The following is a 24590-nucleotide window of genomic DNA, read 5'->3' as shown; positions in this document are numbered from 1 at the left end:
TTTGCTTCAGTGGTAGGATGTCCAAAAAAAGAGTAAATATGCAGGCTCAAGCCTTGCCGAATAACACCAAAAAATGAAGGGTCCAGACATGTATCGGCTTTTGCCCAATGTCTTGCCCCTTCATTTTTTTCTATTAAGCGTTAACTTTTAGTTTTTTGAATTCTTCAGTCAGTAATGGAACAACTTCGAAAAGGTCCCCGACAATTCCATAATCAGCTATATTGAATATATTGGCTTCCGGGTCTTTGTTGATGGCAACGATAACCTTTGAGTTGGACATCCCAGCTAAATGCTGGATCGCTCCAGAAATTCCGCAGGCGATATAAAGGTCAGGTGTAACGACCTTACCCGTTTGCCCGATTTGCAAAGAGTAATCGCAATAGTCCGCATCACATGCACCGCGGGAAGCACCTACCGCTCCGCCAAGAACTTGTGCCAGTTCTTTTAATGGTTCAAAACCATCTTCACTTTTCACGCCACGGCCGCCTGCGATGATTACTTTTGCTTCTGAAAGGTCGACCCCTTCACTAGCTTTTCTAACAACATCTTTTATGATTGTTCGTAAATCCTTAATATCCACACTTAATGTAGTTACCTCACCAGAGCGTGACTCATCTTTCGCTAATGGTTCAATATTGTTCGGACGGATTGTCGCGAATATCACGCCATCTGTAACAATTTTCCTTTCAAATGCTTTACCAGAATATATCGGGCGGGTGAAAACGATATTTCCGCCTTCTTCTTCAATGGATGTAACATCGGAGATCAATCCTGATTCAAGTTTTCCAGCCAATTTAGGTGCAAGGTCTTTTCCTAAGGCCGTATGCCCAAAGAAAATCCCTTCTGGCTTTTCCTGCTCGATGACTGCAAGCAAGCCTTGAGCATAACCATCTGAAGTATATTGTTTCAATTGATCATTTTCTACAGCAATAACCCGGTCCGCACCATACTGGATCAATTCATCACCGAAATTTTTAACACTGCCACCAACTAAAACACCTACGATTTCCCCGCCATCTGCAGCAAGTTTAGCCGCACCGATAGCTTCAAATGATACATTTCTTAGTGAACCGTCGCGAACTTCGCCCAATACAAGAAACTTTCTAGCCATTTATAAAAACCTCCTGTGCTCTATTTTATCTATTTGTCGTGTGTTGTTGTTTTGAAAAGGACCGTTTCGATTAAATCACTTTTGCTTCGCTGCGTAATAATTGAACAAGTTCGCTAACTTGATCACCGATTTCGCCGGTCAATACTTTACCAGCTTCTTTTTTAGCAGGAAGATAGATTTCAATCGTTTTTGTTTTTGCTTCAACATCTTCTTCTTCCAAATCCAGATCATCCAATTCCAATTCTTCAAGCGGCTTCTTCTTCGCTTTCATGATTCCTGGCAAAGAAGGATAACGTGGCTCATTTAGACCTTGCTGAGCTGTCACTAACAATGGAAGGGATGCTTCGATCGTTTCAGAGTCCCCTTCAACATCACGGATAACGCTTACATTTCCATTTGCGATATCAAGCTTAGTGATTGTTGTAATATAAGGAATTTCCAATATCTCGGCAACACGCGGCCCCACCTGACCGGAACCGCCATCGATTGCAACATTCCCCGCAATGATTAAATCGGCATTTTTACCTTTTAAGTATTCGCCTATAATTTTGGCAGTCGTGAATTGGTCGCCATTTTCTATGTCGTCTTCTATATTTATCAATACGGCTTTGTCAGCCCCCATTGCAAGCGCTGTGCGTAATTGCTTTTCAGCCTCTTCGGTGCCGACAGAAATAACCGTTACTTCGCCGCCCTGTGCATCACGCACTTGAATTGCTTCTTCAACAGCATACTCATCGTATGGATTTATGATGAATTCTGCTCCATCCTCATTAATTTTCCCATTGGATAGTGTAATTTTTTCTTCTGTATCAAATGTTCTTTTCAGCAGCACATAAATGTTCAAGATAATACCTCCCGAATGATTTGAGTTTTGAAGATTATGAATTTTATTGATATATATTATTGTATTCTTCAGGTTTCACCAAAATCCTGCATAATATTTAAAAATAGTTATTTATCTGACGGGAAACATCATTTCCCTTTGAATACCGCTTCCCTTTTTTCAATAAAAGCGCCAATTCCTTCTTGTGCATCAGCCGTATCGAAAGCTTGGCCAAAGAGGACTGCCTCCCTCTCCACACCTTTATAGTAGGAATCATGCTTGGAATAATTTAATAATTCTATAGCCGCCTTTAAAGCGAGTGGGCTCTTCCTGGCAATTTTATTGGCTAGTTCCTTCGCTTTTGGAATCAGTTCTTCATCCGTGAAGGAATGATTTGCCAATCCATATTGCACAGCTTGGATACCTGTAATCGGTTCACTTGTAAACAGCATTTCCGCGGCCTTTGCCATACCGACATATCGAGGAAGGCGTTGAGTGCCGGCAAACCCGGGGATTAAGCCCAACTGCAGCTCAGGCAAACCTAGTTTTGCCCTTTCGGTTACCAAACGGATGTGACAGGACATAGCCAGCTCCAATCCTCCGCCAAGCGCCGCCCCATGAATGGCTGCAATGACCGGTTTTGGAAAAGATTCAATTTTCTCAAATGCAGCTTGACCATTCTTGGTCAGTTTCTCGAAAGCTTTACCATTTTTCAATTCAGTAAACTCTTTAATGTCTGCTCCTGCAGAGAAAAACCTTCCTTCACCATGAAGAACGACAACCCGTACGGATTCGTCCTGCTCCATTTGATCGAAGGCCTGTGAAAGCTCCCCGATGATTGCCGATGAAAGAGCATTTGCGGGTGCATGATCAATCGTTATAAATGCCACATGATTTTCGACAGAAAGCTTAAGGTATTCCATATCTATCCCTCCAGGCATGTAGTCAAACTTTTTTGATAATTCAATATGTATCACTTCCCGATAAAACTGGAAGCAGAATTAACCGATTCTTTCGAGGATGGCTAGCCACCCTCTATTTAAATCGTTAACTTTTCAAGCCACAGCCGCCAATTAGAAGGCGGTGAACGTCTGTTGCAAGGTCTGGGAGCGAATACTTTTGCTCATTCATGACCCAAGTCGTCACTGTTTCGTCGATCGTTCCAAAAATCATCTGCCTTGCAAGTAAATTATTTAAATCAGGCAGAAATTCGCCGTTCTCTTTTCCTTCTATAATGATCTGATCGATTAAATGTAAATACCCTCTTAACACATCATTAATTCTTAGGCGTAATTCTTTATTAGACTGTCTTAATTCCAACTGAGTGACAATTGCTAAATTCACGTCTTCTGAAAGGTTTTGAAAATGTTTTTGGATGAGCACTTGCAGTTTTTCCGAAGCTGTGGTCTTTCCTTTTAGTTCTTCTTCGATCTGTTCCACAAAATAGCCCATCTTTTCATGGAATAATGATATTAGGATATCTTCTTTATTTTTAAAATAAAGATAAATGGTGCCATCCGCTACGCCTGCCTGCTTGGCGATTTTGGATACTTGGGCTTGATAATAACCGTTTTGGGCAATGACGATAACGGCCGCATCAATAATTTGATTATACTTTGGTCTGTTGCGTTTCACTGGATGTCCCCTTTCAGAAATGAATGAATCATCATTCATATTTCCATCATAAAATGACGACCCTTTACTGTCAAGGAAAAACTTCTAAGCGTCCTGACATTCCACATGCTCATTGTACAGCCCCCACCCATAGGTTGTCCAGCCGTTCTGAAAACACGGAGCTTCATTCCGCTGCTCCGTCTAAAGGTGGATGCTTGTTTAAGCTTCTTTTCTATCCTCGGATATTTTTTTCTTCTCTTCTTCGATAAGGACTCTTCTCAATATCTTTCCTATCGTCGTTTTAGGAAGTTCTTTCCTGAATTCATAGCTGCGCGGTACCTTATAGGAAGCCAGGTTCTTTCTTGCAAAATCATTCAGTTCTTCTTCAGTGGCCTTGGCATTTTTTTTCAGTACGACATAGGCTTTGACGGTCTCACCGCGATATGGGTCAGGGATACCTGCCACGACTACCTCCTGTATGGCCTCATGCTCGTATAGAACCTCTTCCACTTCACGTGGATATATATTGAAGCCGCCTGCAATGATTGTATCTTTTTTCCTCTCGACTACATAAAAGAACCCCTGCTCATCCATGTAACCCAGATCGCCCGTTAGCAGCCAGCCATTTTTAAAAGTGCTTTCCGTTTCATCCGGGCGGTTCCAGTAACCTTGCATTACCTGTGGTCCTTTTATGGCAATCTCACCAATTTCATTCGGAGGAAGCTCTTCACCGGTTTCCAGGGATAGAATCACCGAGTCGGTATCTGGCCACGGCAATCCAATGCTTCCTTTTACACGCGGCTGATCCCAGATGAAATTAGCATGGGTCACCGGGGAGGTTTCAGACAGTCCAAAACCTTCAACCAGCTTCCCGCCGGTAATTTTCTCAAACTGCTCTTGGACCTCTAATGGCAATGGTGCAGAACCGCTTATACAGGCATTGATGGAAGAAAGGTCATATTTAGCGATATCCGGATGGTTCAATAGGCCAATATACATCGTTGGCGCTCCTGGAAACATGGTCGGTTTCTGTTTTTGGATGGTTTTAAGCGTTGCTTCAACGTCAAACTTTGGCATGATGATCATGGTGTTCCCCTCCATGATGGAAAGAACCAAGACTGTCGTCATACCGTACACATGGAAGAATGGCAGAATCGCAAGGACCCTTTCCTCACCGCGCTTATTTTTATAAAGCCAGGCATTGCACATTTTCGTATTTGACAGCAAGTTCTTATGGGTAAGCATGACACCTTTAGGAAAGCCTGTTGTCCCCCCTGTATATTGCAAAAGGGCAAGGTCATTATTCACATCGATAGGCTCGGTGACATCTTCGGGGATCTTTCGTTTCATGATTTCGGAAAATAAATGATGATTGCCCGAATGCTCCACATTGATGACGATTCCGTATTGCTTTTTTTGAATAAAAGGATAGATAAGATTTTTCGGGAAAGGCAAATATTCTTTGATAGCGGTTACAATTATATCTTCTATATCCGTTCTTGAAGCGACGGCAGCGACACGGGGAAATAAAATATCCATCGCTAAAATTATTTTCGCTCCGGAATCTTTCATTTGATACTCTAGTTCACGTTCGGTATAGGTTGGATTCGTTTGAACCACGACTCCGCCGGCCATCAATATTCCAAAAAAACTTATGACACCCTGAGGGCAATTAGGAAGCATGACGGCAACGCGATCTCCTTTTTGAAGACCGATACTTTTTAAATAGGCTGCGAACTTTAACGCAGATTCATACACTTCTTGGAAAGTTAATTCTTTTCCCTGGAAATGAATCGATACTTTATCAGGGAATTCTTCGGCTGATTCCTTCAAAAAAGAATAAAGAGGTTTATCTTCGTACGACAAAACAGCTGGTATCTGTTCCGGATAAATAGCTTGCCATGGCTTATTGCTCATTTGCCCCCTCCTTCTGAATATTCCCAATACTCTTTATCATTATAATACAACCGGGATTTTCTTACAATTGTTGAAATTCAGAAAAGTAAGCATAAAAGCTGTTAATGAGTGGTGGAGCAGTCATTATGACTTGTACCACCAAGTCATAAATGAAAGTGAAGTCAATGGCAGCCTCCATTTTACGAACCAAATGGTTCGGTAGCACCAGTTGATCTAACGTAATCATTTCAAGTTGATCTCGCTGAATAGAATCATGTTTAGAAAGCATCCTCATCACCTCAAGTTTTAATCCTTCTATTTTAAAACAAAAATGACTCCAGGCAAAAGTGTTTATCTATAAGGTAAGACAAAGTTGATTGGAACGGAAGGTACGAGACTCCTGCGGGAAAAGCGCGTCTAAGGGAGACCCCGCAGGCGAAAGCCGAGGAGGCTCCCCGACCGCCCGCGGAAAGCGAGTGCCTGGAGTGGAAATCAACGGCCAAATTGAACAACTCATAAAAAATAGACAAACTCGATTTTCCTCGAGTTTGTCTACAGTCTGAAAGGAGTGTTTTACTCCTTAGTTTTAATTCTATACCAATATTTATATTTTTCTACAAATCCCAATTTTCCGTACAAGCAAGTAGCAGGCGCATTCGTTTCTATGACCTGAAGATAGGCATTTTTTGCCCCATTTTCTTTACCCCAATGCAATAGATTACGAATGAGTTTTGCACCATTGCCTTGGTTTCGAAAGTTTTCATGGGTAATGATATTGTACAGGCCTATGTATTCGTCTTCCAAAACACCCAGTCCACTTGCTGTCACGGTTCCACTCTCATCAGTCAACAACATAAAGCATGTTTTTGGAATGATATTCCCTAACATCTTTTTTAGGATGGTTTGATCATGATCATTAACATTACTTAGCAGGCAGAAATGGTGAAACCAGTCATCGTGTAAATGCTCATACTTCATGACATTGGTTTCATTAGGTGATCCTGTTTCTGCCAAATTCAATACCTGGACACTTGTTTTACCTTCAAGAACATACCCGGACTCTTCCAGTACACTATCCAAGATGATAGGCTTGGCCTGTGGAGTGATTTTGTACACGGCCCTATCATTTCTTGCAAAATATAATTGTTCACAATTCAATATTTTCTTTTTCACATTTTCATTCGATAAATAGATGGGATTGATAGAATTCGCCCGTTTCGTATATCCATCCGCAAATCGGATAACCCAGCCATCATAGATTTGCGTTTGCAGGGCCGGTAAAGCGTTCATCGATAGTTCTTCAATCTTTTGCATCAATTTGGAGCGATTCATGTTCTTCCTCCTCTTCCGAAAAGTCTATTTGACCATTATCATTATACACGCCCCCCCTTTTTTTAATAGAATTCAAATAAAAGAAGCGGCACAATGGCCGCTTCAATTGAAGAATATCATATAAACGATTCCTAACAGGAAAAAGATTCCGCAACAAACAATTAAGACTTTTGCAAGCTTCTCCACAGTTTTCTCCCTCTCATGAAGGGCATTAAGAAATTCCGGCGCCGATGACAAAAGATAATGCGATTGAAATGATCATCGATAGGAATCCAACTGCCCGATTATCTTTTTGTATCTCTTCATCTATTTTAAATCGAGGAGTCATAAATTCAAAAATGAAATAACCGATCAACAGAAGGACAAATCCGTATACGCCCCAGCCAATCATGGTAAGAAGCGAATTCTGATGGAGGATGGACTGTTGGAATACATAGGCGATCCCAAATATTTTACCGCCAGTTGCCATCGCGACAGAAAGGTTTCCCTGTTTGATTTCCTCCCAGTTCTTGTACTTTGTGACAAGTTCAAAAATGGCTAAAAAAACAATCATGCACAGAATAACGACACTGTATCGAGCAGCTATATATACATATTCATTTTCCCACATGTTCTCCATGGTCCAACTCCCGAATGGTAACTAGCCAACCGGCTTTTGCAGTAGCCGGAATGGCCACTTTCCTTTATTTAAATTCCACCACCGTAACACCTGTTCCGCCTTCACCGGCTTCACCGAAGCGAATCCTTTTGACGGCGCGGTGATTTTTCAAGTATTCCTGAACACCGGACCGGAGAGCCCCCGTTCCTTTACCATGAATGATGGAGACACTCGAATAACCGGCCAAAAGAGCATCATCAACGTACTTTTCCACCCTTGATATTGCATTTTCAAAGCGTTCGCCACGCAGGTCGAGTTCCACGCTAACGTGATAATCCCGTCCTTTTATCGTGGTAAGCGGTTTTATTTCTTTTACTTTCGTTGCCTTGATGAATTCTAGGTCAGACTCCTTCACCTTCATCTTCATGATGCCGATCTGAACCTGCCATTCATTACTTGAGACCTTCTCGATCAAGTGACCTTTTTGACCAAAGCTTACGACCTTCACTTCATCTCCAGACTTCAAGCTTTTATCCAGCGGCCTCGCCGCTTTATTTGATGTTTTTTTCAATTTTGGCGTCGCGTTTTCAAGCCGTTTTTTTGCATCGATCAGTTCATGCTCTTTAACATCGGCATGCTTTTCCAGACGCAGTTTACGCAAATCGGCAATAATCGCTTCCGCTTCTTTTTGCGCATTTTCAACGATTGCGGCTGCCTCTTTTGCAGCCTTTTCGACCATGGCATCCCGTTCTTCATGATATTCACCAATTTGCTTTTGAAGGTCTTTATGAAGAACTTCAGCCTGTTTCAGGTGATCCGCTGCTTCCCGTTCCTCTTCTTCAGCCTTCTTGCGGCTGTCTTCAAGGGAGGCTATCATATTCTCAACTTTATTTGTATCCTCACCAATATGGCTGCGGGCGCTGCTTATCACGCTTTCTTCCAAACCAAGGCGCTTGGAAATTTCAAATGCATTACTCCGTCCTGGTACACCGATCAAAAGTTTATAGGTAGGACTTAAGGTTTCCACATCAAATTCTACGCTTGCATTAATGACGCCTTCCCGATCATATCCGTACGCTTTTAATTCTGGGTAATGTGTCGTTGCAATCACACGTGCTCCGCGCTTATACACTTCATCCAAAATGGAAATGGCTAAAGCGGCACCTTCCTGAGGGTCGGTTCCCGCACCAAGCTCATCGAATAAAACAAGGCTGTCATAATCGACATTCTTTAGGATATCGACAATATTGACCATATGCGAAGAGAATGTACTTAAGCTTTGTTCAATCGACTGTTCGTCGCCAATATCGGCATAAACAGAGGAAAACACAGCCGTTTCGGAACCATCCAGCGCAGGGATTTGCAGACCGGACTGGGCCATTAAGGTACAGAGGCCAATTGTTTTCAGTGTAACCGTTTTACCTCCTGTATTGGGTCCGGTGATGACGATTGTCGTAAATTCATCACCAAGGAAAATGTCATTGGCCACGACAACATCACTCGGAATGAGCGGATGTTTCGCTTTGAATAATTTCACGCGTCCCTCATTATTCAGAATCGGTTTGGATCCTTTTATCGCTTTTGCATACTTTGCCTTGGCGACAAGGAAATCGATTTGTGCAAGCACTTTGACATTATGAAGCAATTCTGGGGTGAACGCACCGACTTTTTCCGATAATTCGACCAATATCCGTTCTATTTCCTGTGTTTCCTTCACTCGGGTTTCCTGCAGGACATTATTCAGTTGAACGATAGCTTGCGGTTCAATGAACAGCGTCTGCCCAGATGAGGATTGATCATGAATGATCCCTCCATACACACTGCGGTATTCCTGTTTTACCGGGATCACAAAACGGTCATTCCTGATGGTGATGATGGCATCCGATAACATTTTTGATGCGCTGGAAGAACGGATCATGCTTTCTAGTTTTTCCCTGACACGGCTTTCGTTCGTCCGAATCTGGTTTCTTAGGGTACGAAGCTTATCGCTGGCAGAATCCATCACTTCGCCATGTTCACTTACTGCATACGTAATTTCCTGTTGCAAATCAATCAATGGATGAAGGGAATCGATATATTCCGCTAAAAGCGGAACATCAATTTCCTGCTCTGCGAGTTCATCGAAGAAACGGCTGAGGATCCTGCCGGCACGAATCGTACTTGCAAGTTCCATCAATTCCATCGGCGAGAGCATTCCGCCAATCTGTGCCCTTTTTGCATGTGGACGGATATCAAAAATCCCGCCCAACGGCAAGTTGCCTTTCAGCCGGACGATCTTGGCTGACTCATCTGTTTCTTCCTGCCATCTCGACACCTCTTCAAAATCAATGGAAGGCATCAATTGCTGTGCCTTCTCTTTTCCTATGGAAGAGGATGCGTGTGAGATTAATTGTTCTTTTATTTTATGAAATTCCAATGTCTTTAAAGCTTTATTATGCATGGAGTTAAAGCTCCTCCTTATTTATGGGCAAATAGTTAATCATTTCTCTTTAAAAACGCTAATAATCCATCCTTATCCCTTGCATTAAGGACCGTTGATTCTTTAATCCAGCCCTTTTTCGCCGCCGAGACTCCAACAGGCATATGTTCAAGCATATCGATGCTGTGGGCATCGGTATTGATTACGATCGGAACGCCTGCTTCCTGTGCCTTGCGGAGATGGGGTGGCGCCAAATCCAATCGGTTCGGATTCGCATTCAATTCCAATGCGGTATTCGTCTCACGTGCCAGTTCGATCAGCATCTCTATATCAACATCATATCCGGTGCGTCTGCCGATAATCCTTCCCGTTGGATGGGCGATGATATCGACATGCGGATTATTCAGAGCCGTTTTTAAGCGCTCCATGATCGTTTCCCTAGGCTGTGAAAAGCTTGAGTGAATCGATGCGATCACCAAATCCAGCTCCGCAAGCAGTTCATCGTCATAATCAAGTGTCCCATCAGGGAGTATATCCATTTCAATCCCTGAAAGAACGGTAAAGTCATCATATTTTTCATTCAGTTCATGGATGATTCGTTTTTGTTCACGTAAACGCTCCACGGTCAAGCCATTCGCCACTTTCAAATATTGTGAATGATCGGTGATGGCCATATAGCGATAACCTTTTGCACGGCATGCTTCAATCATTTCTTCAATCGTATGAGCCCCATCACTCCATGTGGTATGCATGTGCAGGTCACCTTGGATGGCCTCTATAGATATGAGAGGTTCCTTAGCATCATATTGCTCCACTTCCGTTCCGTCTTCACGCAGCTCTGGGGGAATGAATGGAAGGCCAAAATGATTATAAAATTGTTCTTCCGTTTCAAACGTCAGTACATCACCGGTTTCAACCACTTCCACACCATATTCGCTGATTTTCTCTCCGCGATCTTTAGCCAGCTGGCGCATCCGCACATTGTGATCTTTCGAACCGGTAAAATGATGGAGTGTCGTGATGAATTCCTTATCCTTCACAATTCGGAAATCGACAGAAATATCATATTCATAATCAAGCACGACCGATACTTTTGTATCACCGGCTGCAATCACTTGTTTTATGCCCGTTAAAGCAAGCAGTTGATTCTTGACTTCATCGGGATGATCTGTCGAGATGATGAAATCGAGGTCCTTGATCGTTTCCCTCATACGCCGGATGCTGCCGGCTCTGGATGATCGTATGATGCCTTCCATGTTCGCAAGGGCCGTTTCAATAACATCCGCAATCGGCCTCATGAAGGCAAGGGGCAGCCGTTCAGGCCTTGAACCTGCCTCGGCAATTGCAGACAGGATCTTCTCTTCCGTTTTTTTGCCGAAACCGGCAAGCGCCGCGACCCTGCCCTCTTCACAGGCGATTTTAAGATCATTTACATCATTGACATGCAGCTCTTTATGAAGTTTGGCAATTTTCTTCCCGCCCAAACCCTGAAGCTGCAAGAGCGGAATCAACCCTTTCGGCACCTGCTCCTGCAGCTCTTCAAGTACGGTCGATTTCCCCTCATTTATATACTCTTCGATGACAGATGCCGTTCCTTTCCCGATTCCATTTAAAGCGGTAAAGTCTTCGATAGCGGTAAGGCTCCGATCATCCGTTTCCAAGGCGCCTGCTGCCTTTCGGAAAGCTGAAACCTTGAACGGGTTCTCTCCTTTTAATTCCATATATATTGCGATTTTTTCTAATAATTTAATGATATCTTTTTTATTAATTGTCATTTAATTCACCGCCGAAAAAATTAGTAGGGTGTCCCATGTTTACTTTCTTAAAGATACCTTTCTTGGAGGTAAAGTACAAGCAGTCCGATTCTTAACTTTCGAACCAAATTGGAGGGAGATAACATTCAACTGCATAAAAAGGGGCCTCCCCCGTTCAAAGTATAGGAATCTAGGACTTTGAGAAAGGGAGGCAGGCCCTCGTATATTGACATTAAGATTGTTTTAATTCATTAAACCAAAGGTCTTTCACTTGCTCTGACAGGAACGGCGTATGTTTCACGATCGTTTCTGCCAGAAAAGATTCCGTTAATGGTTTCTGGATGGAATCCATTGGCAGCATGGCAGCTATATATAATATAATAAACATGATAAGATAGACTTCGAGAAAACCCAATATCCCGCCACCCCAGCGATTCAGCTGTTTTAAAATCGGAAGATGGGTAATGAAATTGAGCATAGATCCTATCATTTGCCAAAGAATCTTGGCAGCAAAGAAAATGATTGCAAAGGCAATCGCATTGTAATAAGCCGTTTCAAGCCCGACTGTATCGAAAAACATATTAAGGGTCGAGGAATCACTCATCGTTGGAAACGGGATCCACAATTTCAAATTGGGAGCAAGATCTCCGTAAAATACATATGCGACGATGAAGGCTACTATAAACCCTGTCATATGAACCATTTGTAAAATGAAGCCACGCTTTAAACCGATTAATAAACCGATTAAAAGAATGGCTAGAATTGCTAAATCAAGCATGTACTCAGTCCTTCTCTCTCTTTAATTCCAGTTGAAGCTGGTCTAGTTCATCTTTTAATTTAATATATTCGTGGATGGTATTCACGGCCGTTAGTACCGCTAGCTTGCTTGTATCCAAATATGGATTTTTCATCCTGATCTCTCTCATTTTTTCGTCAACCATCGAAGCGACCAGGCGCATATGGCTTGCGCTTTCTGTACCGACGATTGTGTATGGTTGACCGTATATATCAACTGTTGTTTTATTTCGTTTATCGTCTGACAAAATGATGCCCCCAATCTAAACAATCCTAATTCTATCATATCATGAAGTTTTTCGTCACGAAAGATAGTACAGCGTCATTTCTCGCATAAAAAACTGCAATAATTTGTCAGATGAAAACGACTCTAGGATGAAAATTACCTGAAAAATAAAATGATGTTAGGAGTTTACCCATTATGTCCCATGTTGTTTTACTTATCAGCCCTGAACAAATAAAGGTGATGAAATCCCATTATTCTTCATCCTTAGCCACCAAACTGCCGCCAGGGAGCATCTTTTCCGCCAAACCGCCGTTATGTACGGTGACCGCCTATAAATCCGGCAAAGTACTCTTTCAAGGTAAGAATGCCGAAATAGAAGCGGTAAAATGGCAACAAGGTACCACCGCTGCGGCTTCAAAGAAAAAAACGGCATCATCCGCATCAGTCAACGTCCATCGATATTCACCACCTGCAAATATCGGAACCATGTCAGTGATTGGATCCGATGAAGTAGGAACAGGAGATTATTTCGGCCCGATCACCGTTGTAGCCGTATATGCAAAAAAGGAGCAACTCGCCCTATTGAAGGAACTTGGTGTCCAGGATTCCAAAAACCTGAAAGATCCACAGATTATCGAAATTGCCAAACAGATTAAGGATGTTGTGCCATTCAGTCTGCTCACATGCGACAACCCGAAATATAATACGCTGCAGGCAAAGGGAATGTCACAAGGAAAAATGAAGGCCCTCCTCCATAACCAAGCAATCAAGCATCTCATGCAAAAAATGGACCCGGAACAAGCGGAAGCGGTCCTTATTGATCAATTCGCTCAACCAGATGTATTTTTCAATTACCTAAAAGGCCAAGAACTATTTCAAGCTAATGCCACCTATTTATGCACAAAAGCGGAAGGCATACACCTAGGAGTGGCAGCCGCTTCCATCCTGGCCCGATATGCATTCGTCAAACGCTTTGATTTGCTGAGTGAAAAAGCCGGATTCAAAATCCCTAAAGGTGCCGGCTTTGCAGTCGATGAAGCAGCTGCAAGATTGATTCATGAAAAAGGAATCGATTCATTGAACGAATTCACGAAAATCCACTTCGCCAATACAGAAAAAGCGAAGCGATTATATCAACAAAAATATCATAAATAAGGGAACAGCCGCTTTTTTATTGATGAAAAACACGTTTTACTCGTAAATTCGCATGCTTTACTCGTGAATTCACACCATTTACTCGTGAATTTACACCATTTACTCGTGAGTTCACACGCTTTACTCGTGAGTTTACACGCTTTACTCGTGAATTTACACCATTTACTCGTGAGTTCACACGCTTTACTCGTGAGTTCACACGCTTTACTCGTGAATTTACACCATTTACTAGTGAATTCACACGCTTTACTCGTGAATTCACACGTTTTACTCGTGAATTCACACGTTTTACTCGTGAGTTCATAAAAAGACAGCTTCCCAAGATTCAGGGAGCTGTCTTTTTGGTTTTATCCTCTAAGTTCTGCGCCAGCTTTTTCTTTAACGGCTTCAAGCACTTTTTCATGTGCTTTTGTAATATCTTCGTCCGTTAGCGTCCGTTCCGGGTCGAAGTATTTCAGTGAGTAGGCAATGGATTTCTTGCCTTCCTCCATTCTTTCACCTTCGTATAAGTCGAAGATGCTTACTTCTTTCAGCAGTTTGCCACCGGCTTCTTCAATAATATTCTGAATGTCCCCGGCTTTCGTAGCTTGATCCACAACGAGCGCGATATCGCGTGTAGTTGATGGATAGCGCGGAATGGTTTGGTATGCAATCGGCGCGACTTCGGCTTCGGCCAATGCTTTTAAGGAAAGTTCGAAAATGTATGTTTCTTTAATATCCAGGTCTTTTTGGACAGTTGGGTGCACTTGGCCGATAAAGCCAATCACATCACCATTCAACAGTACTTCTGCTGTCCGTCCTGGATGCATGTCGTTAATTTCCGCTTGGCGATAACTGATTTGATCAGCTAATCCCAGTGTATCGAATAATGCTTCGATCACGCCTTTGGCTACAAAGAAATCTACTGGTTTTTTTTCACCTTGCCATAGATGCGACTCCCATAGGCCAGTGATGGCTCCAGCAATATGTTCTTTTTCTTCAGGCAGTTCTTGTTCGTCCTGCTTAAAGAATACCGAACCGATTTCATACAGTGCCAGTGAATCAATTTGGCGGGCATTGTTATATTTCACGACTTCCAGCAATTGAGGTACAATGCTCAAACGCAATTGGCTTCGTTCTTCACTCATCGGCATTGCTAAACGAATTGATTCTCTTGCTTCCAATGCGAATTGGGACGCTTTTTCCTGGCTTGTAAGTGAATAGGTCACCGCTTGATAAAGGCCTGCGCCTTCAAGGGTACGACGTGCTTTCCGCCGTTTAATTTGATAGTCAGTCAATTGGCCTGGAGTAGCAGAACCGATCGGCAGCGTAGCTGGAATGTTATCATATCCGTATAAACGTGCAGCCTCTTCAACTAAATCAGCTTCAATCGTAATATCGCCACGGCGCGTAGGGACAGTGATTGTGAACGTTTCATTGTCAAGTTCCACGCCGAATTGCAGGCGTTTGAAGATCGACTCCACTTCAGTTACGCTCATGCTTGTTCCAAGAAGTGTGTTGATTTTTTCCAGTGTGATGCTAATGACCGCTGGTTCCATTGTCAATTCGTCAACTTCAGCCGTTCCTTGTAAGACTGTTCCGCCAGCATATTGTGCAATCAACTGTGCGGCACGTTCTCCAGCTTCACGTACACGGGCCGGATCGACGCCTTTTTCAAAACGGGCACTTGCTTCACTGCGCAAGCCGTGGTCTTTTGAAGCTTTACGAACTACTGTACCTGCAAAATATGCACTTTCAATAATGATGTTCGTTGTATCATTTTTCACTTCGGAATCCGCTCCGCCCATCACACCAGCAATCGCAACAGGCTCGCTTCCATTTGTGATCACTAAATGGTCAGGCGTCAAAGTCCGTTCCGCTTCATCCAATGTTACGATTTTTTCAGCATCCTTCGCTCTGCGGATGACGATTTCCTTTGAACCAAAGCGGTCATAATCAAAGGCATGTAGCGGTTGACCATATTCAAGTAAAATGTAGTTCGTGATATCGACCACATTATTATGAGGTCGGATACCTGCAGACATTAACCGAGTCTGCATCCAAAGCGGTGAGGGTCCGACCTTAACATCTTTGATGATTTTAGCAATGTATATCGGGTTATCTTCTTTCGCTTCCACTTTGACACTGATATTATCAGATGCTTTTTCAGCTGCCTCTTCTTTCTCGACAACTGGCCATTTCACTTCCCGGCCTAGGATGGCACCCACTTCGTATGCAACACCAAGCATACTCAATGCGTCAGAACGATTTGGAGTCAGCCCAAGTTCCAGCACTTCATCACTTAAACCAAGTTCTTCCAATGCATCTTTTCCTACTTCCACATCATTAGGGAAGACGAAGATACCTGTTGCATAGTCCTTTGAAACAAGCTTGGATTCGAAGCCCAATTCTTGAAGCGAGCAAATCATCCCGTGCGATTCTTCTCCGCGAAGTTTCGCTTTTTTGATTTTGAAATTACCTGGAAGGACTGCGCCAACGGTAGCGACTGCGACTTTTTGGCCTTTGTCGACATTCGGTGCTCCACAGATGATCTGGACGGGATTTTCGGCACCGATATCAACTTGGCATTTATTCAATTTATCCGCATTTGGATGCTGTTCACGTTCAATGACATGCCCGATGACGACTCCTTTAAGCCCTTCACTCTTCTTTTCTACCCCTTCAACCTCAATGCCGCTTTTCGTGATTTTATCAGCTAGTTCCGTCGCATTGATGCCCGAAAGGTCAACATAATCTTGTAACCATTTATATGACACAAACATGGTAGGTCCTCCTTTTTAAAATAAAAATTTATGCTTCGTGATGGTTGAATTGTTTTAAGAATCGGACATCATTCGTATAGAAGTGACGGATATCATCCACACCGTATTTCAACATGGCAATCCGTTCCACGCCAATTCCAAATGCGAATCCCGAGTATTTCTTGGAATCGAAGCCAGCCATTTCAAGGACGTTCGGATGAACGATCCCGCCGCCAAGCACTTCGATCCAGCCTGTTTGTTTACAAACGCTGCAGCCTTTACCACCACAGATTTTACAAGAAATATCCACTTCGACAGAAGGCTCCGTAAATGGGAAGAAACTTGGACGAAGTCTGATTTCACGGTCTTGCCCAAATACTTTTTTCGCAAATACATCAAGCGTCCCTTTCAGGTCGCTCATGCTGATGTTCTCATCGATGACCAAGCCCTCAATTTGCTGGAATTGATGGGAGTGTGTCGCATCATCGTTATCACGGCGATATACTTTTCCTGGGCAGATGATTTTAACAGGACCTTGACCTTTATGTTTTTCCATCGTTCTAGCTTGAACAGGTGAAGTGTGCGTACGCATCAGGATTTCATCCGTGATATAGAATGAGTCCTGCATATCACGTGCCGGATGGCTTTTTGGCAAGTTAAGTGCCTCGAAGTTGTAGTAGTCGCTTTCAACTTCGGGACCTTCTGCAACGGTATAACCCATTCCGATGAATAAGTCTTCGATTTCTTCCACGACACGTGTTAATGGGTGAAGATTCCCCTTGTTAACCGGACGTCCTGGGAGTGTGACGTCAATCGTTTCAGTTGCCAGCTTTGCATTGATTGCCGCAGTTTCAAGTGCTTTTTGTTTCTCCTCGATCTTTGTTGCAATCGCTTCCCGAACATCATTGGCTAGTGCCCCAATCTTCGGACGTTCTTCGGCTGATAATTTACCCATGCCGCGCAATACCTCAGTGATTGGCCCTTTTTTCCCTAAATAAGCAACACGGACTTCATTCAGTTCTTTTAATTCGGAAGCGGCGGCAACTTTTTGCAACGCTTCTTCCTGCAGTTCTAGTAAACGTTCCTGCATCATGTCTTCCTCCTTTATTTTCCTGTTGTAAAAATGAACACAAAAAAAACCCAATCCCTAAAGGGACGAGGTCTATGTATCGCGGTACCACCCTTATTAGTGCACGAACAAATAAACTTCTGCACTCACTTCATTAAAAATAACGGCTCTTCACCGGAACATTTTTCGGACAATCTGTCTTCCCAATGCCAACTCGAAAGGTGAATTCCCTTAAGGTGCCATAAAAATGCTTTCAGTCAAGGCATTTTTTCCCTGGATATGGATAACTTAAGCTACTACTCTTTGTCATCGTTGTTTCAATATAAAATTCTGTTTTATTATATTATAATTCCACGGCCGTTTCAAATCGATTTTCGTAAATGGTACATTAAAATCCCGGCAGCGATCCCCACATTCAGTGATTCGCTTTTTCCGTAGATGGGGATATAAAGGTTTTTAGTCGTTTTCTTTAGTAATTCCTTAGACACTCCTTGACCTTCATTGCCGACCAGCAGGGCAAAACGAGAAGACTTTTCCACTTCTTCAAATGGGGATGCGCCTTCCAATGCCGTGCCATAAACAGGTGTGCCGATTTGCTTCAGCTCATCGATGATCTCTGAAAGGTTCCCTTTAATGACAGGCATATGGAATAGGCTCCCTTGCGTCGAACGGACCACTTTGGGATTATACAAGTCGGCACATCCTTCGCCAAGAATGACCGCATCGATTCCTGCCGCATCCGCTGTCCTGATCATCGTTCCAATATTCCCCGGATCTTGTACCGCATCGATCAACAATAGTTTATCCGGATTAATGGACGTCATGTTCGTTAATTTCTGTTCACAAACCGCTGCAATTCCCTGTGGGGCTTCGGTATCGCAAATCGCTTTCATAATATCACTTTTCACATAAATGACTTCTGTTCCTTCCAGCTTAAAATGGCCAGGCATTTCAGTTTCTTCATTTACGATCACTTCCAGGACGATTTCTTCTTTTAAGGCTTCTTCAACTAGGTGAAAACCCTCGACTAAATATTTGCCTGTTTTATCGCGTTCTTTTTTCGTCAATAGCTTTTTCCATTGCTTCACTTGCGGGTTTTTTATGGATTCAATATATTTCAAGGGTAAACGCTCCTTTAACTTCACACTGATTTTCCTATTATAACGCAATTCACATACATATTGCATGCCAGTTTGTGAAATGCTATTAATGTCAGTCATTATGTGTTAGAGGAGGAATAATTGTGAATTTAAACCTACGTAATGCGATCATCCAAAATGTATCTGGAAATTCGCAAGATCAGCTAGAAGACACGATTGTCGATGCCATACAGAATGGCGAGGAAAAAATGCTTCCTGGATTGGGAGTATTATTCGAGGTCATCTGGCAAAATTCATCTGAACAGGAAAAACAGGAAATGATCACTGCCCTTGAAGCAGGATTAAAAAAATAACAGCCTTCAAAGGCTGTTATTTTTTTAATTTCGCTTTGCCGGCTTTCAGTTCTTCGATGGAGACTTCCTCATCAAGCAGCAAGATGAACTTTTTTCCGCTCACTTCTTCAAGCATCGTTTTTGTCTCAGCAAAAGAGTAGCCGTATTTCGTGAAAAAGCTGCGTAAATCTCCAGATCCTTCATCTGTGAAGTAGTGGAAGATTCTCAAAAAAAAAGTGTCCTCCTTATCCTGATTGGCGATGATCAGTATATCCGTATGTTCATTTCCAAGCTGCACATCGTTTTTTATATCAGCTGCTACTGTCATTTGGTTGCCAGTCACGCCTTTAGCTTTTAAGTCCTGAATTGCAGCAAGTAGTTCCGGATTAGAGTCAAAAACACCATATACGTTTTTTTCCATGTTTCTCCCCCTCCTTGTTACTCTACTAAAATAAAATTCCTATGTCATTATACCTTGCGGCTTTATCAATAAACAAGCAAATAATCCATTGGGGATTCCTAACTAATGAACGAGGAAACCCCTTGCCTAAAGGGTTTTTTCGCAATCCTAAAAAATTACAGCCTTGTGCAGGCTGTAGACAATTTGAACGCTGCCTCCAGGCACTCGCTTTTCCCGCAGGAGTCTCACACACCCGTTCCAATCAACTTGTTTTGAAATTTAGATAGAACCCCTTTTGTCTTCAAACTGAAATAACAGCCTTGCGCAGGCTGTTATTTCGGGTCTTACAGATTATCTGTGTTAATTCGATTTTTGATGTATTCATCCATCAAGCCTTTCTCCTGCTGCCCGGTCCGATCCAGTGCTCCTTGAGCATCCAAAGCTTTTTTAGCGTCTCCATTGGGGTCGCTTACTAATTTCCCTAAATGATCCCCCGGCTTTTGCTCCTTATATTTTCCGATGGAGTTCCCACTGATTTCCCTTTCTTGGGTTTGCTTCGTATCCAGCTCTTCCTTTTCAAAGATGTTAGCAGAATTTCCGTGGAGTTCCTCGTTTCTTCCTGGCTGTGCTTCTACTTCCCTTGTTTGATATGCATTCGCTGTTGTTTCAGGAAAAAGGTTCGGGTCCGGATTGTTCACCACCCCTGTTTTAAGCGGATTCACTTCAGATAATCCGTCCGCATCCTTCATGCCTTTGGAAGTTTCGCCATCTCGTTGTGATACGGTTTTCGATTCATCTAAAAGAATCAGGAATTTCCCGGCCTCCACTTCATTTATATAAGCGGTGGCTTCACTATCGGAAAGCCCTAAGTCACCTAATCGGTTCCTTATATCTTCTGAACCCTCGTTCAGGAAAAAGTGCTTCATCTTATCAATGAAGGAATCCTCATTAGAGTTCGTAACGACATCCACATCCGGACCCGGCTTTTCATTGAAAAAATCCAAATCTTCTTTCTTATCAGCCATTACAGTTATTTCACTTTCATGAACCCCTTTTTCCTGGAGGGATTGTATAGCCTGGATTACTTCTTTTTCCGTATTAAAAACACCATATAATGTTTTTTCCATGCATCTTCCTCCTCTGATCATTCCGATATTCCTTCTTATGTGTATTTATACCCTGATGGGCGTTATTTAAACAAAAAATGGCTCATTCAAAGGTTTGCCTCCCCTAAGTTCGAACCTTTAGCCAGGCTTTAAAATCAAAAAGAAACCTGCAGTTTAAAAACTGCAGGCCCTTTCCTTCACTCTTAGAAGCGGTCGATTTTTCGTTCAGTTGCCTTTTTTTCATTTACGATCGATTCATCTGTACTATCAAGCTGGATATCTTCCTTTTTAAGGGTATCCTGAACTTGTTCCGTTTCTTGTACGGCATGTTTCTTGATGACGATTTCATCTGTGACAACCGGTTTTTTCGAAACTTCCAGTTTTTCTTCAACAACGGGGATACGTAATGTTTCCCCATCTCCAATGCTTCCAGTTTCCTGATTCGCTTCACGTCCTGAAACTGATCTATGCTCGACTGTCAATTCTTCGTGTTCAACAGGGACATTAATCGTTTTATGTTGTTCATTGACTTCTTTATTAATGACCACTTCGCCTGTCTGAACTCTTTCTTTGTCAATGTTCAGCTGTTCTTCCCTGAGTCGAAGCGTTCTTTCATCTTCAGGCAATTCACGGCCTTGCCCGTTCACTCCATATACATCTTCTTTATTTAATGCATCGGCTTTTTCGGTACCGTTGTAGAGTGGGTTGGCAGAGTTTGTATCCAGCCTTGTACGGGCAGTGTCCGTTGTTCCAGTCGTGAATTTATCCCTTGCCGTTCCAAGGTGGCCTTCACTTTCATCGACAAGGACCAGGACTTTTCCGTTTTCTACATCAAAGACATGTTCAGCCGCTTCACTATTCGAAAGACCTGCGTTCGCCAATCTTGCTGAAAGGTCTGCCGTATCTTCTGGCATGAAGAAGCGTGCCACCTTGTCCATAAATGATTCGTCGTTAGGAACATTCGTCATTGTATGAACATCAGTTTCGCGTTGATGGTTCGTAAAATCCAATGTTTCTGCCTTGTCTGCGACGACCGTAATATCGTCACCTTCAAACCCCTTGGCCTTTAGTACATTGATTGCTTGGATCACTTCTGCATTTGATTCATATACTCCATATACTGTTTTATTCATTTAATATTCCTCCTTAGGTTTTGTTGACTGGTTTAGTGGATGCTATATATAAACTCTACCCGCCATATACCTAAGTAAACGAGAAATCAATATTTCATTTATGTTATATCATTTACATTTTGTTCTCAGCACAGAACATTTTTTCAAATGAAATCCAGGTTTTACAAGGGTTTCCCCATTTTTTAAAATGTAATGTTTAACCAAATTCTGCTATGTCACTATTTTCATGTACCACTTTGAAAGCTTTATAGATCAACTGCCTCCATAAGCAGGTCCACAATATGGACCGCTTTCGTACATGCCCCCAAATTTTCCCTCTCGATCCCCAATTGCATTTGTAACAGACAGCCAGGGTTTGCCGTGACAACAATATCGGCTTTTGTCGATTTAGCGTGCACCATTTTAGAGTCGAGAATATTCATGGACATCTCTGATTCAACAATATTATAAATCCCTGCCGAGCCGCAGCAGCGATCCGCATCCTTCATTTCCCTGAAATCGATTCCTTCTATCGATTGAAGGAGAATTCGCGGAGCCAAAGAGGTATTCATCACATTCCGTAAGTGACAGGAATCCTGAAAAGTTACTGATTGATCTGGCAGTTTCAGTCGAACTTTTTCCTGAAAACGCAAATCAACAAGGATTTCGCTGATATCTTTCAGCTTATTTTTAAATGCGATTGCCCGGTCATGCCATTCGGGTTCATCTTGGAGCAAATGATCATAATCTATGAGAAAAGCTCCGCAACCGCCGGCATTCGTAATAATATAATCCACTTCGTCCGTTTCAAAAGCTTCAATATTACGCTTGGCCAGTTGCTTTGCCCCTTCTTTTTCACCACTGTGCCCATGAAGCGCCCCGCAACAGGCCTGTGATTTCGGAATCACGATTTCACATCCAGCCAGCTGAAGAAGCTTTAGTGTGGCCTTGTTCGTTTCCAAAAACATCGTATCCATCAAACAGCCGGAAAAGAAAGCCACCTTTTTGAGTGCAGTTCCGATTGCAGGCAGCTCAGTTGGCCTATTTTTCATTTCTGATTTTTTCGGGACTTTCGGCAGCACTTTTTCCATGGTTGCCAAATTATCCGGAAGCATGTTGAGGACTCCCGTTTTACGGGCCATGTATTGCAGGCCTGATCTCTGATAGAAGCCAAGCAATCCCGTCATGGCTTGCATTCGCTCCTGATGTGGGAATAATCCACTAAAAACGGCCTTGCGAATCGTTTTTACAGGGAGACTGTGTTTTTTATTCTGATGGATGATATCCCTTGCTTCTTCAAGAAGATGTCCATATTTCACACCAGATGGACAGACAGGCTCACAAGCCCTGCAGCCGAGGCAAAGACTCAAAGAACGCTCTACATCCCTATCCGGCCCAATCACGCCATCCGCCACCGCTTTCATAATTGCAATCCTGCCCCTTGGTGAATGGGATTCCTTCAACCCCGATTCAATGTATGTCGGACAATGGGGTAAGCAAAAGCCGCAGCGCATGCAATTCAACAATTCATCTTCATCCATTTTTTCCGCGAATTGAATGGCAATGGTCTCCCTTTCCTGAGCCGTCGTCATGAAGATACCACCACCCTTTTCCTGCTTTCCTTGGCAAATACTTTACCGGGATTCATGATGTTATTGGGATCGAAAGCTTGTTTAATCGCTCTCATGGCGGCAATCCCTTCTTTCTTCAGCTTCCATTCAAGATAAGGTGACTTCATCGCTCCCACACCATGTTCACCGGTGATCGTCCCGCCAAGGTCGATAGCCACGGCAAAAATGTCGGCAAAAGCTTGCTCCACTCTCTCCATTTCATCATGATCACGAGCGTCGGTAATGCACGTTGGATGAAGGTTCCCATCCCCAGCATGACCGAAAGTGCAAATGTTCACGTTATGCTTGCTGGCAATTTCATTAATCGCTCTAACCATTTTGGCAATTTCCGACCGGGGAACGGTAGCATCTTCCAAAATGGTCGTCGGCTTGAGGCGTGCCAGTGCGGAAAGGGCTGTCCGTCTTGCGGTTTTCAAGGCAACAGCGTCAGATTCCGTTTCGGCAATTTCCACGGAAACCGCCTTTTCTTCTAGACAAATATCGGCCATCCTTTTCATATCACGTTCCACCACTTCAGGCGGACCATCCTGTTCAATCAGCAGAACGGCTTCCACATTGGTGGGCAAACCGATTTTCGCGAAGTCTTCAACCACGATCAAAGTCGGCCGATCAAGAAATTCCAATGTAACAGGAATGATTTTATTGGAAATGATTTTGGCCACTGACTGAGCTGCAGCATCCAGATCTTGATATAAGGCAAGCATGGTCTTTGTCATTTCCGGGATTGGGATCAGCTTTAAGATCGCTTCCGTAACGATGCCCAAGGTCCCCTCTGAGCCGACAAAAAGCTTCGTTAAATCATATCCAGCTACATCTTTGGCAAGCTTGCCCCCTGTTCGAATGATGTCCCCATTCGGAAGGACCACTTCAAGCCCGATGACATAATCACGGGTGACTCCATACTTTAACCCTCGCAGTCCACCAGAGTTCTCATTAATGTTGCCGCCAATCGTGGAGATTTTCATCGAGCTTGGATCGGGCGGATAAAACAAGCCCCTCTCTTCAACTGCAGAAATCAAGTCCAATGTGATGAGCCCAGGTTGTACGGTTGCCGTTAGGTTTTCTCCATCTATTTCAAGTAATGAACTCATCCGATTGAACAATAGGACAAGCCCCCCCTCTGTCGGGCAGGTGCCTCCGCTCAAATTCGTCCCAGATCCGCGTGGGATGATTGGAACACTGTATTCGTTGCAAACTTTGACAATGGCTGCGACTTCAGCCGTGCAGCCCGGTTTAATGACAGCATCCGGCATCGCTTGAAACCCTGGCGTTGCATCATATGAATAGACAAGGCATTCCACTTTCGAGTCATCGTAATTTTCCTGGCCAACGATGGCAAGAAGTAGCTGCTTAACCTGCTTTGTTAACATGTATAT

23 protein-coding genes and 1 other annotated feature are annotated in these 24590 nt (G+C 43.1%); of the genes, 3 read left to right on the top strand and 20 right to left on the bottom strand.

Features of this window, described 5'->3' with window-relative positions; genetic code table 11:
* Window positions 1-133: 133 nt before the first annotated feature.
* The 12 genes from SB775_RS08145 to zapA all read right to left on the bottom strand — a co-directional run bounded on the left by SB775_RS08145 (window position 134) and on the right by zapA (window position 12590).
* Entirely contained in the window at window positions 134-1111 is a 978-nt protein-coding gene (locus SB775_RS08145) for an electron transfer flavoprotein subunit alpha/FixB family protein (RefSeq protein ID WP_410861196.1), read from the bottom strand.
* 70 nt (window positions 1112-1181) lie between these two features.
* Complete coding sequence (locus SB775_RS08140) at window positions 1182-1955, bottom strand: electron transfer flavoprotein subunit beta/FixA family protein (RefSeq protein ID WP_410861194.1); 774 nt, start codon at window positions 1953-1955, stop codon at window positions 1182-1184.
* Between the two features lie 128 nt (window positions 1956-2083).
* Window positions 2084-2857, bottom strand: coding sequence for an enoyl-CoA hydratase (locus SB775_RS08135; RefSeq protein ID WP_410861192.1), 774 nt, complete (start codon window positions 2855-2857; stop codon window positions 2084-2086).
* A gap of 124 nt (window positions 2858-2981) precedes the next feature.
* The gene (gene fadR, locus SB775_RS08130) at window positions 2982-3569 is read right to left on the bottom strand and encodes a fatty acid metabolism transcriptional regulator FadR (protein ID WP_061464314.1); all 588 of its coding nucleotides are present in this window, start codon (window positions 3567-3569) and stop codon (window positions 2982-2984) included.
* Between the two features lie 198 nt (window positions 3570-3767).
* Window positions 3768-5465: a long-chain-fatty-acid--CoA ligase gene (locus SB775_RS08125; RefSeq protein WP_410861191.1), complete on the bottom strand. Its 1698-nt coding sequence runs from the start codon at window positions 5463-5465 to the stop codon at window positions 3768-3770.
* A gap of 61 nt (window positions 5466-5526) precedes the next feature.
* Entirely contained in the window at window positions 5527-5733 is a 207-nt protein-coding gene (locus SB775_RS08120; protein WP_410861249.1) for a hypothetical protein, read from the bottom strand.
* Window positions 5734-6017: 284 nt separating this feature from the next.
* Window positions 6018-6776, bottom strand: coding sequence for a GNAT family N-acetyltransferase (locus SB775_RS08115; RefSeq protein ID WP_410861190.1), 759 nt, complete (start codon window positions 6774-6776; stop codon window positions 6018-6020).
* A gap of 211 nt (window positions 6777-6987) precedes the next feature.
* Entirely contained in the window at window positions 6988-7395 is a 408-nt protein-coding gene (locus SB775_RS08110; RefSeq protein ID WP_061464317.1) for a DUF350 domain-containing protein, read from the bottom strand.
* Between the two features lie 64 nt (window positions 7396-7459).
* Entirely contained in the window at window positions 7460-9814 is a 2355-nt protein-coding gene (locus tag SB775_RS08105) for an endonuclease MutS2 (RefSeq protein ID WP_410861189.1), read from the bottom strand.
* A gap of 35 nt (window positions 9815-9849) precedes the next feature.
* Complete coding sequence (gene polX / locus SB775_RS08100; protein WP_317776897.1) at window positions 9850-11568, bottom strand: DNA polymerase/3'-5' exonuclease PolX; 1719 nt, start codon at window positions 11566-11568, stop codon at window positions 9850-9852.
* Window positions 11569-11779: 211 nt separating this feature from the next.
* Window positions 11780-12325, bottom strand: a complete 546-nt coding sequence (locus tag SB775_RS08095; RefSeq protein ID WP_061464320.1) for a CvpA family protein — start codon at window positions 12323-12325, stop codon at window positions 11780-11782.
* 4 nt (window positions 12326-12329) lie between these two features.
* Window positions 12330-12590, bottom strand: a complete 261-nt coding sequence (gene zapA, locus SB775_RS08090) for a cell division protein ZapA (protein WP_048678967.1) — start codon at window positions 12588-12590, stop codon at window positions 12330-12332.
* Between the two features lie 173 nt (window positions 12591-12763).
* Between zapA and rnhC the strand changes: the two genes are divergently transcribed.
* Together rnhC and SB775_RS08080 are read left to right on the top strand one after the other, a co-directional pair.
* Entirely contained in the window at window positions 12764-13723 is a 960-nt protein-coding gene (gene rnhC / locus SB775_RS08085) for a ribonuclease HIII (RefSeq protein ID WP_410861187.1), read from the top strand.
* Between the two features lie 63 nt (window positions 13724-13786).
* Window positions 13787-14029 carry a hypothetical protein gene (locus tag SB775_RS08080; protein ID WP_410861186.1) on the top strand — a complete coding sequence of 81 codons (243 nt, stop codon included), beginning with the start codon at window positions 13787-13789 and terminating at the stop codon, window positions 14027-14029.
* 41 nt (window positions 14030-14070) lie between these two features.
* Here SB775_RS08080 and pheT read toward each other — a convergent pair whose 3' ends face one another.
* The 3 genes from pheT to SB775_RS08065 all read right to left on the bottom strand — a co-directional run bounded on the left by pheT (window position 14071) and on the right by SB775_RS08065 (window position 18654).
* Entirely contained in the window at window positions 14071-16485 is a 2415-nt protein-coding gene (gene pheT / locus SB775_RS08075) for a phenylalanine--tRNA ligase subunit beta (protein ID WP_061464322.1), read from the bottom strand.
* A 28-nt stretch (window positions 16486-16513) separates the two neighbouring features.
* Complete coding sequence (gene pheS / locus SB775_RS08070; protein ID WP_061464323.1) at window positions 16514-17554, bottom strand: phenylalanine--tRNA ligase subunit alpha; 1041 nt, start codon at window positions 17552-17554, stop codon at window positions 16514-16516.
* Between the two features lie 58 nt (window positions 17555-17612).
* Window positions 17613-17852: a binding site (T-box leader), on the bottom strand.
* 43 nt (window positions 17853-17895) lie between these two features.
* Window positions 17896-18654 (bottom strand): TrmH family RNA methyltransferase, encoded by a 759-nt coding sequence (locus SB775_RS08065; protein WP_089361710.1) that lies wholly within the window; start codon window positions 18652-18654, stop codon window positions 17896-17898.
* Window positions 18655-18776: 122 nt separating this feature from the next.
* Between SB775_RS08065 and sspI the strand changes: the two genes are divergently transcribed.
* Window positions 18777-18986, top strand: a complete 210-nt coding sequence (gene sspI / locus SB775_RS08060; protein WP_061464325.1) for a small acid-soluble spore protein SspI — start codon at window positions 18777-18779, stop codon at window positions 18984-18986.
* A 16-nt stretch (window positions 18987-19002) separates the two neighbouring features.
* Here the strand turns inward: sspI and SB775_RS08055 are convergent, their stop codons facing one another.
* From SB775_RS08055 to glcD, 5 genes are all read right to left on the bottom strand, one after another.
* Complete coding sequence (locus SB775_RS08055) at window positions 19003-19386, bottom strand: general stress protein (RefSeq protein ID WP_318682289.1); 384 nt, start codon at window positions 19384-19386, stop codon at window positions 19003-19005.
* A 323-nt stretch (window positions 19387-19709) separates the two neighbouring features.
* On the bottom strand, window positions 19710-20492 hold the full coding sequence (locus SB775_RS08050) for a general stress protein (protein ID WP_410861185.1): 783 nt from the start codon (window positions 20490-20492) through the stop codon (window positions 19710-19712).
* Between the two features lie 182 nt (window positions 20493-20674).
* On the bottom strand, window positions 20675-21604 hold the full coding sequence (locus SB775_RS08045; RefSeq protein WP_410861184.1) for a YsnF/AvaK domain-containing protein: 930 nt from the start codon (window positions 21602-21604) through the stop codon (window positions 20675-20677).
* Window positions 21605-21849: 245 nt separating this feature from the next.
* Window positions 21850-23175 (bottom strand): (Fe-S)-binding protein, encoded by a 1326-nt coding sequence (locus tag SB775_RS08040; protein WP_410861182.1) that lies wholly within the window; start codon window positions 23173-23175, stop codon window positions 21850-21852.
* A complete protein-coding gene (gene glcD, locus SB775_RS08035; RefSeq protein ID WP_410861181.1) occupies window positions 23172-24584 on the bottom strand; it encodes a glycolate oxidase subunit GlcD in 1413 nt (470 codons plus the stop codon). The genes SB775_RS08040 and glcD overlap by 4 nt, the downstream gene beginning before the upstream one ends.
* Window positions 24585-24590 lie beyond the last annotated feature (6 nt).

The organism is Peribacillus sp. SIMBA_075 (assembly GCF_046534585.1).
Note: the sequence above shows the minus strand (reverse complement) of the source record. Positions and strands in the feature narration are given on the sequence as shown.

Coding starts and splice junctions, on each gene's coding strand:
- SB775_RS08110 (WP_061464317.1), bottom strand. CDS start 7,395: ATGGAGAACATGTGGGAAAATGAATATGTATATATAGCTGCTCGATAC.
- SB775_RS08095 (WP_061464320.1), bottom strand. CDS start 12,325: ATGCTTGATTTAGCAATTCTAGCCATTCTTTTAATCGGTTTATTAATC.
- pheT (WP_061464322.1), bottom strand. CDS start 16,485: ATGTTTGTGTCATATAAATGGTTACAAGATTATGTTGACCTTTCGGGC.
- SB775_RS08055 (WP_318682289.1), bottom strand. CDS start 19,386: ATGGAAAAAAACGTATATGGTGTTTTTGACTCTAATCCGGAACTACTT.
- SB775_RS08105 (WP_410861189.1), bottom strand. CDS start 9,814: ATGCATAATAAAGCTTTAAAGACATTGGAATTTCATAAAATAAAAGAA.
- SB775_RS08125 (WP_410861191.1), bottom strand. CDS start 5,465: ATGAGCAATAAGCCATGGCAAGCTATTTATCCGGAACAGATACCAGCT.
- SB775_RS08040 (WP_410861182.1), bottom strand. CDS start 23,175: ATGACGACGGCTCAGGAAAGGGAGACCATTGCCATTCAATTCGCGGAA.
- SB775_RS08115 (WP_410861190.1), bottom strand. CDS start 6,776: ATGAATCGCTCCAAATTGATGCAAAAGATTGAAGAACTATCGATGAAC.
- SB775_RS08145 (WP_410861196.1), bottom strand. CDS start 1,111: ATGGCTAGAAAGTTTCTTGTATTGGGCGAAGTTCGCGACGGTTCACTA.
- SB775_RS08120 (WP_410861249.1), bottom strand. CDS start 5,733: ATGCTTTCTAAACATGATTCTATTCAGCGAGATCAACTTGAAATGATT.
- polX (WP_317776897.1), bottom strand. CDS start 11,568: ATGACAATTAATAAAAAAGATATCATTAAATTATTAGAAAAAATCGCA.
- glcD (WP_410861181.1), bottom strand. CDS start 24,584: ATGTTAACAAAGCAGGTTAAGCAGCTACTTCTTGCCATCGTTGGCCAG.
- SB775_RS08135 (WP_410861192.1), bottom strand. CDS start 2,857: ATGGAATACCTTAAGCTTTCTGTCGAAAATCATGTGGCATTTATAACG.
- pheS (WP_061464323.1), bottom strand. CDS start 17,554: ATGCAGGAACGTTTACTAGAACTGCAGGAAGAAGCGTTGCAAAAAGTT.
- SB775_RS08045 (WP_410861184.1), bottom strand. CDS start 21,604: ATGAATAAAACAGTATATGGAGTATATGAATCAAATGCAGAAGTGATC.
- SB775_RS08050 (WP_410861185.1), bottom strand. CDS start 20,492: ATGGAAAAAACATTATATGGTGTTTTTAATACGGAAAAAGAAGTAATC.
- rnhC (WP_410861187.1), top strand. CDS start 12,764: ATGTCCCATGTTGTTTTACTTATCAGCCCTGAACAAATAAAGGTGATG.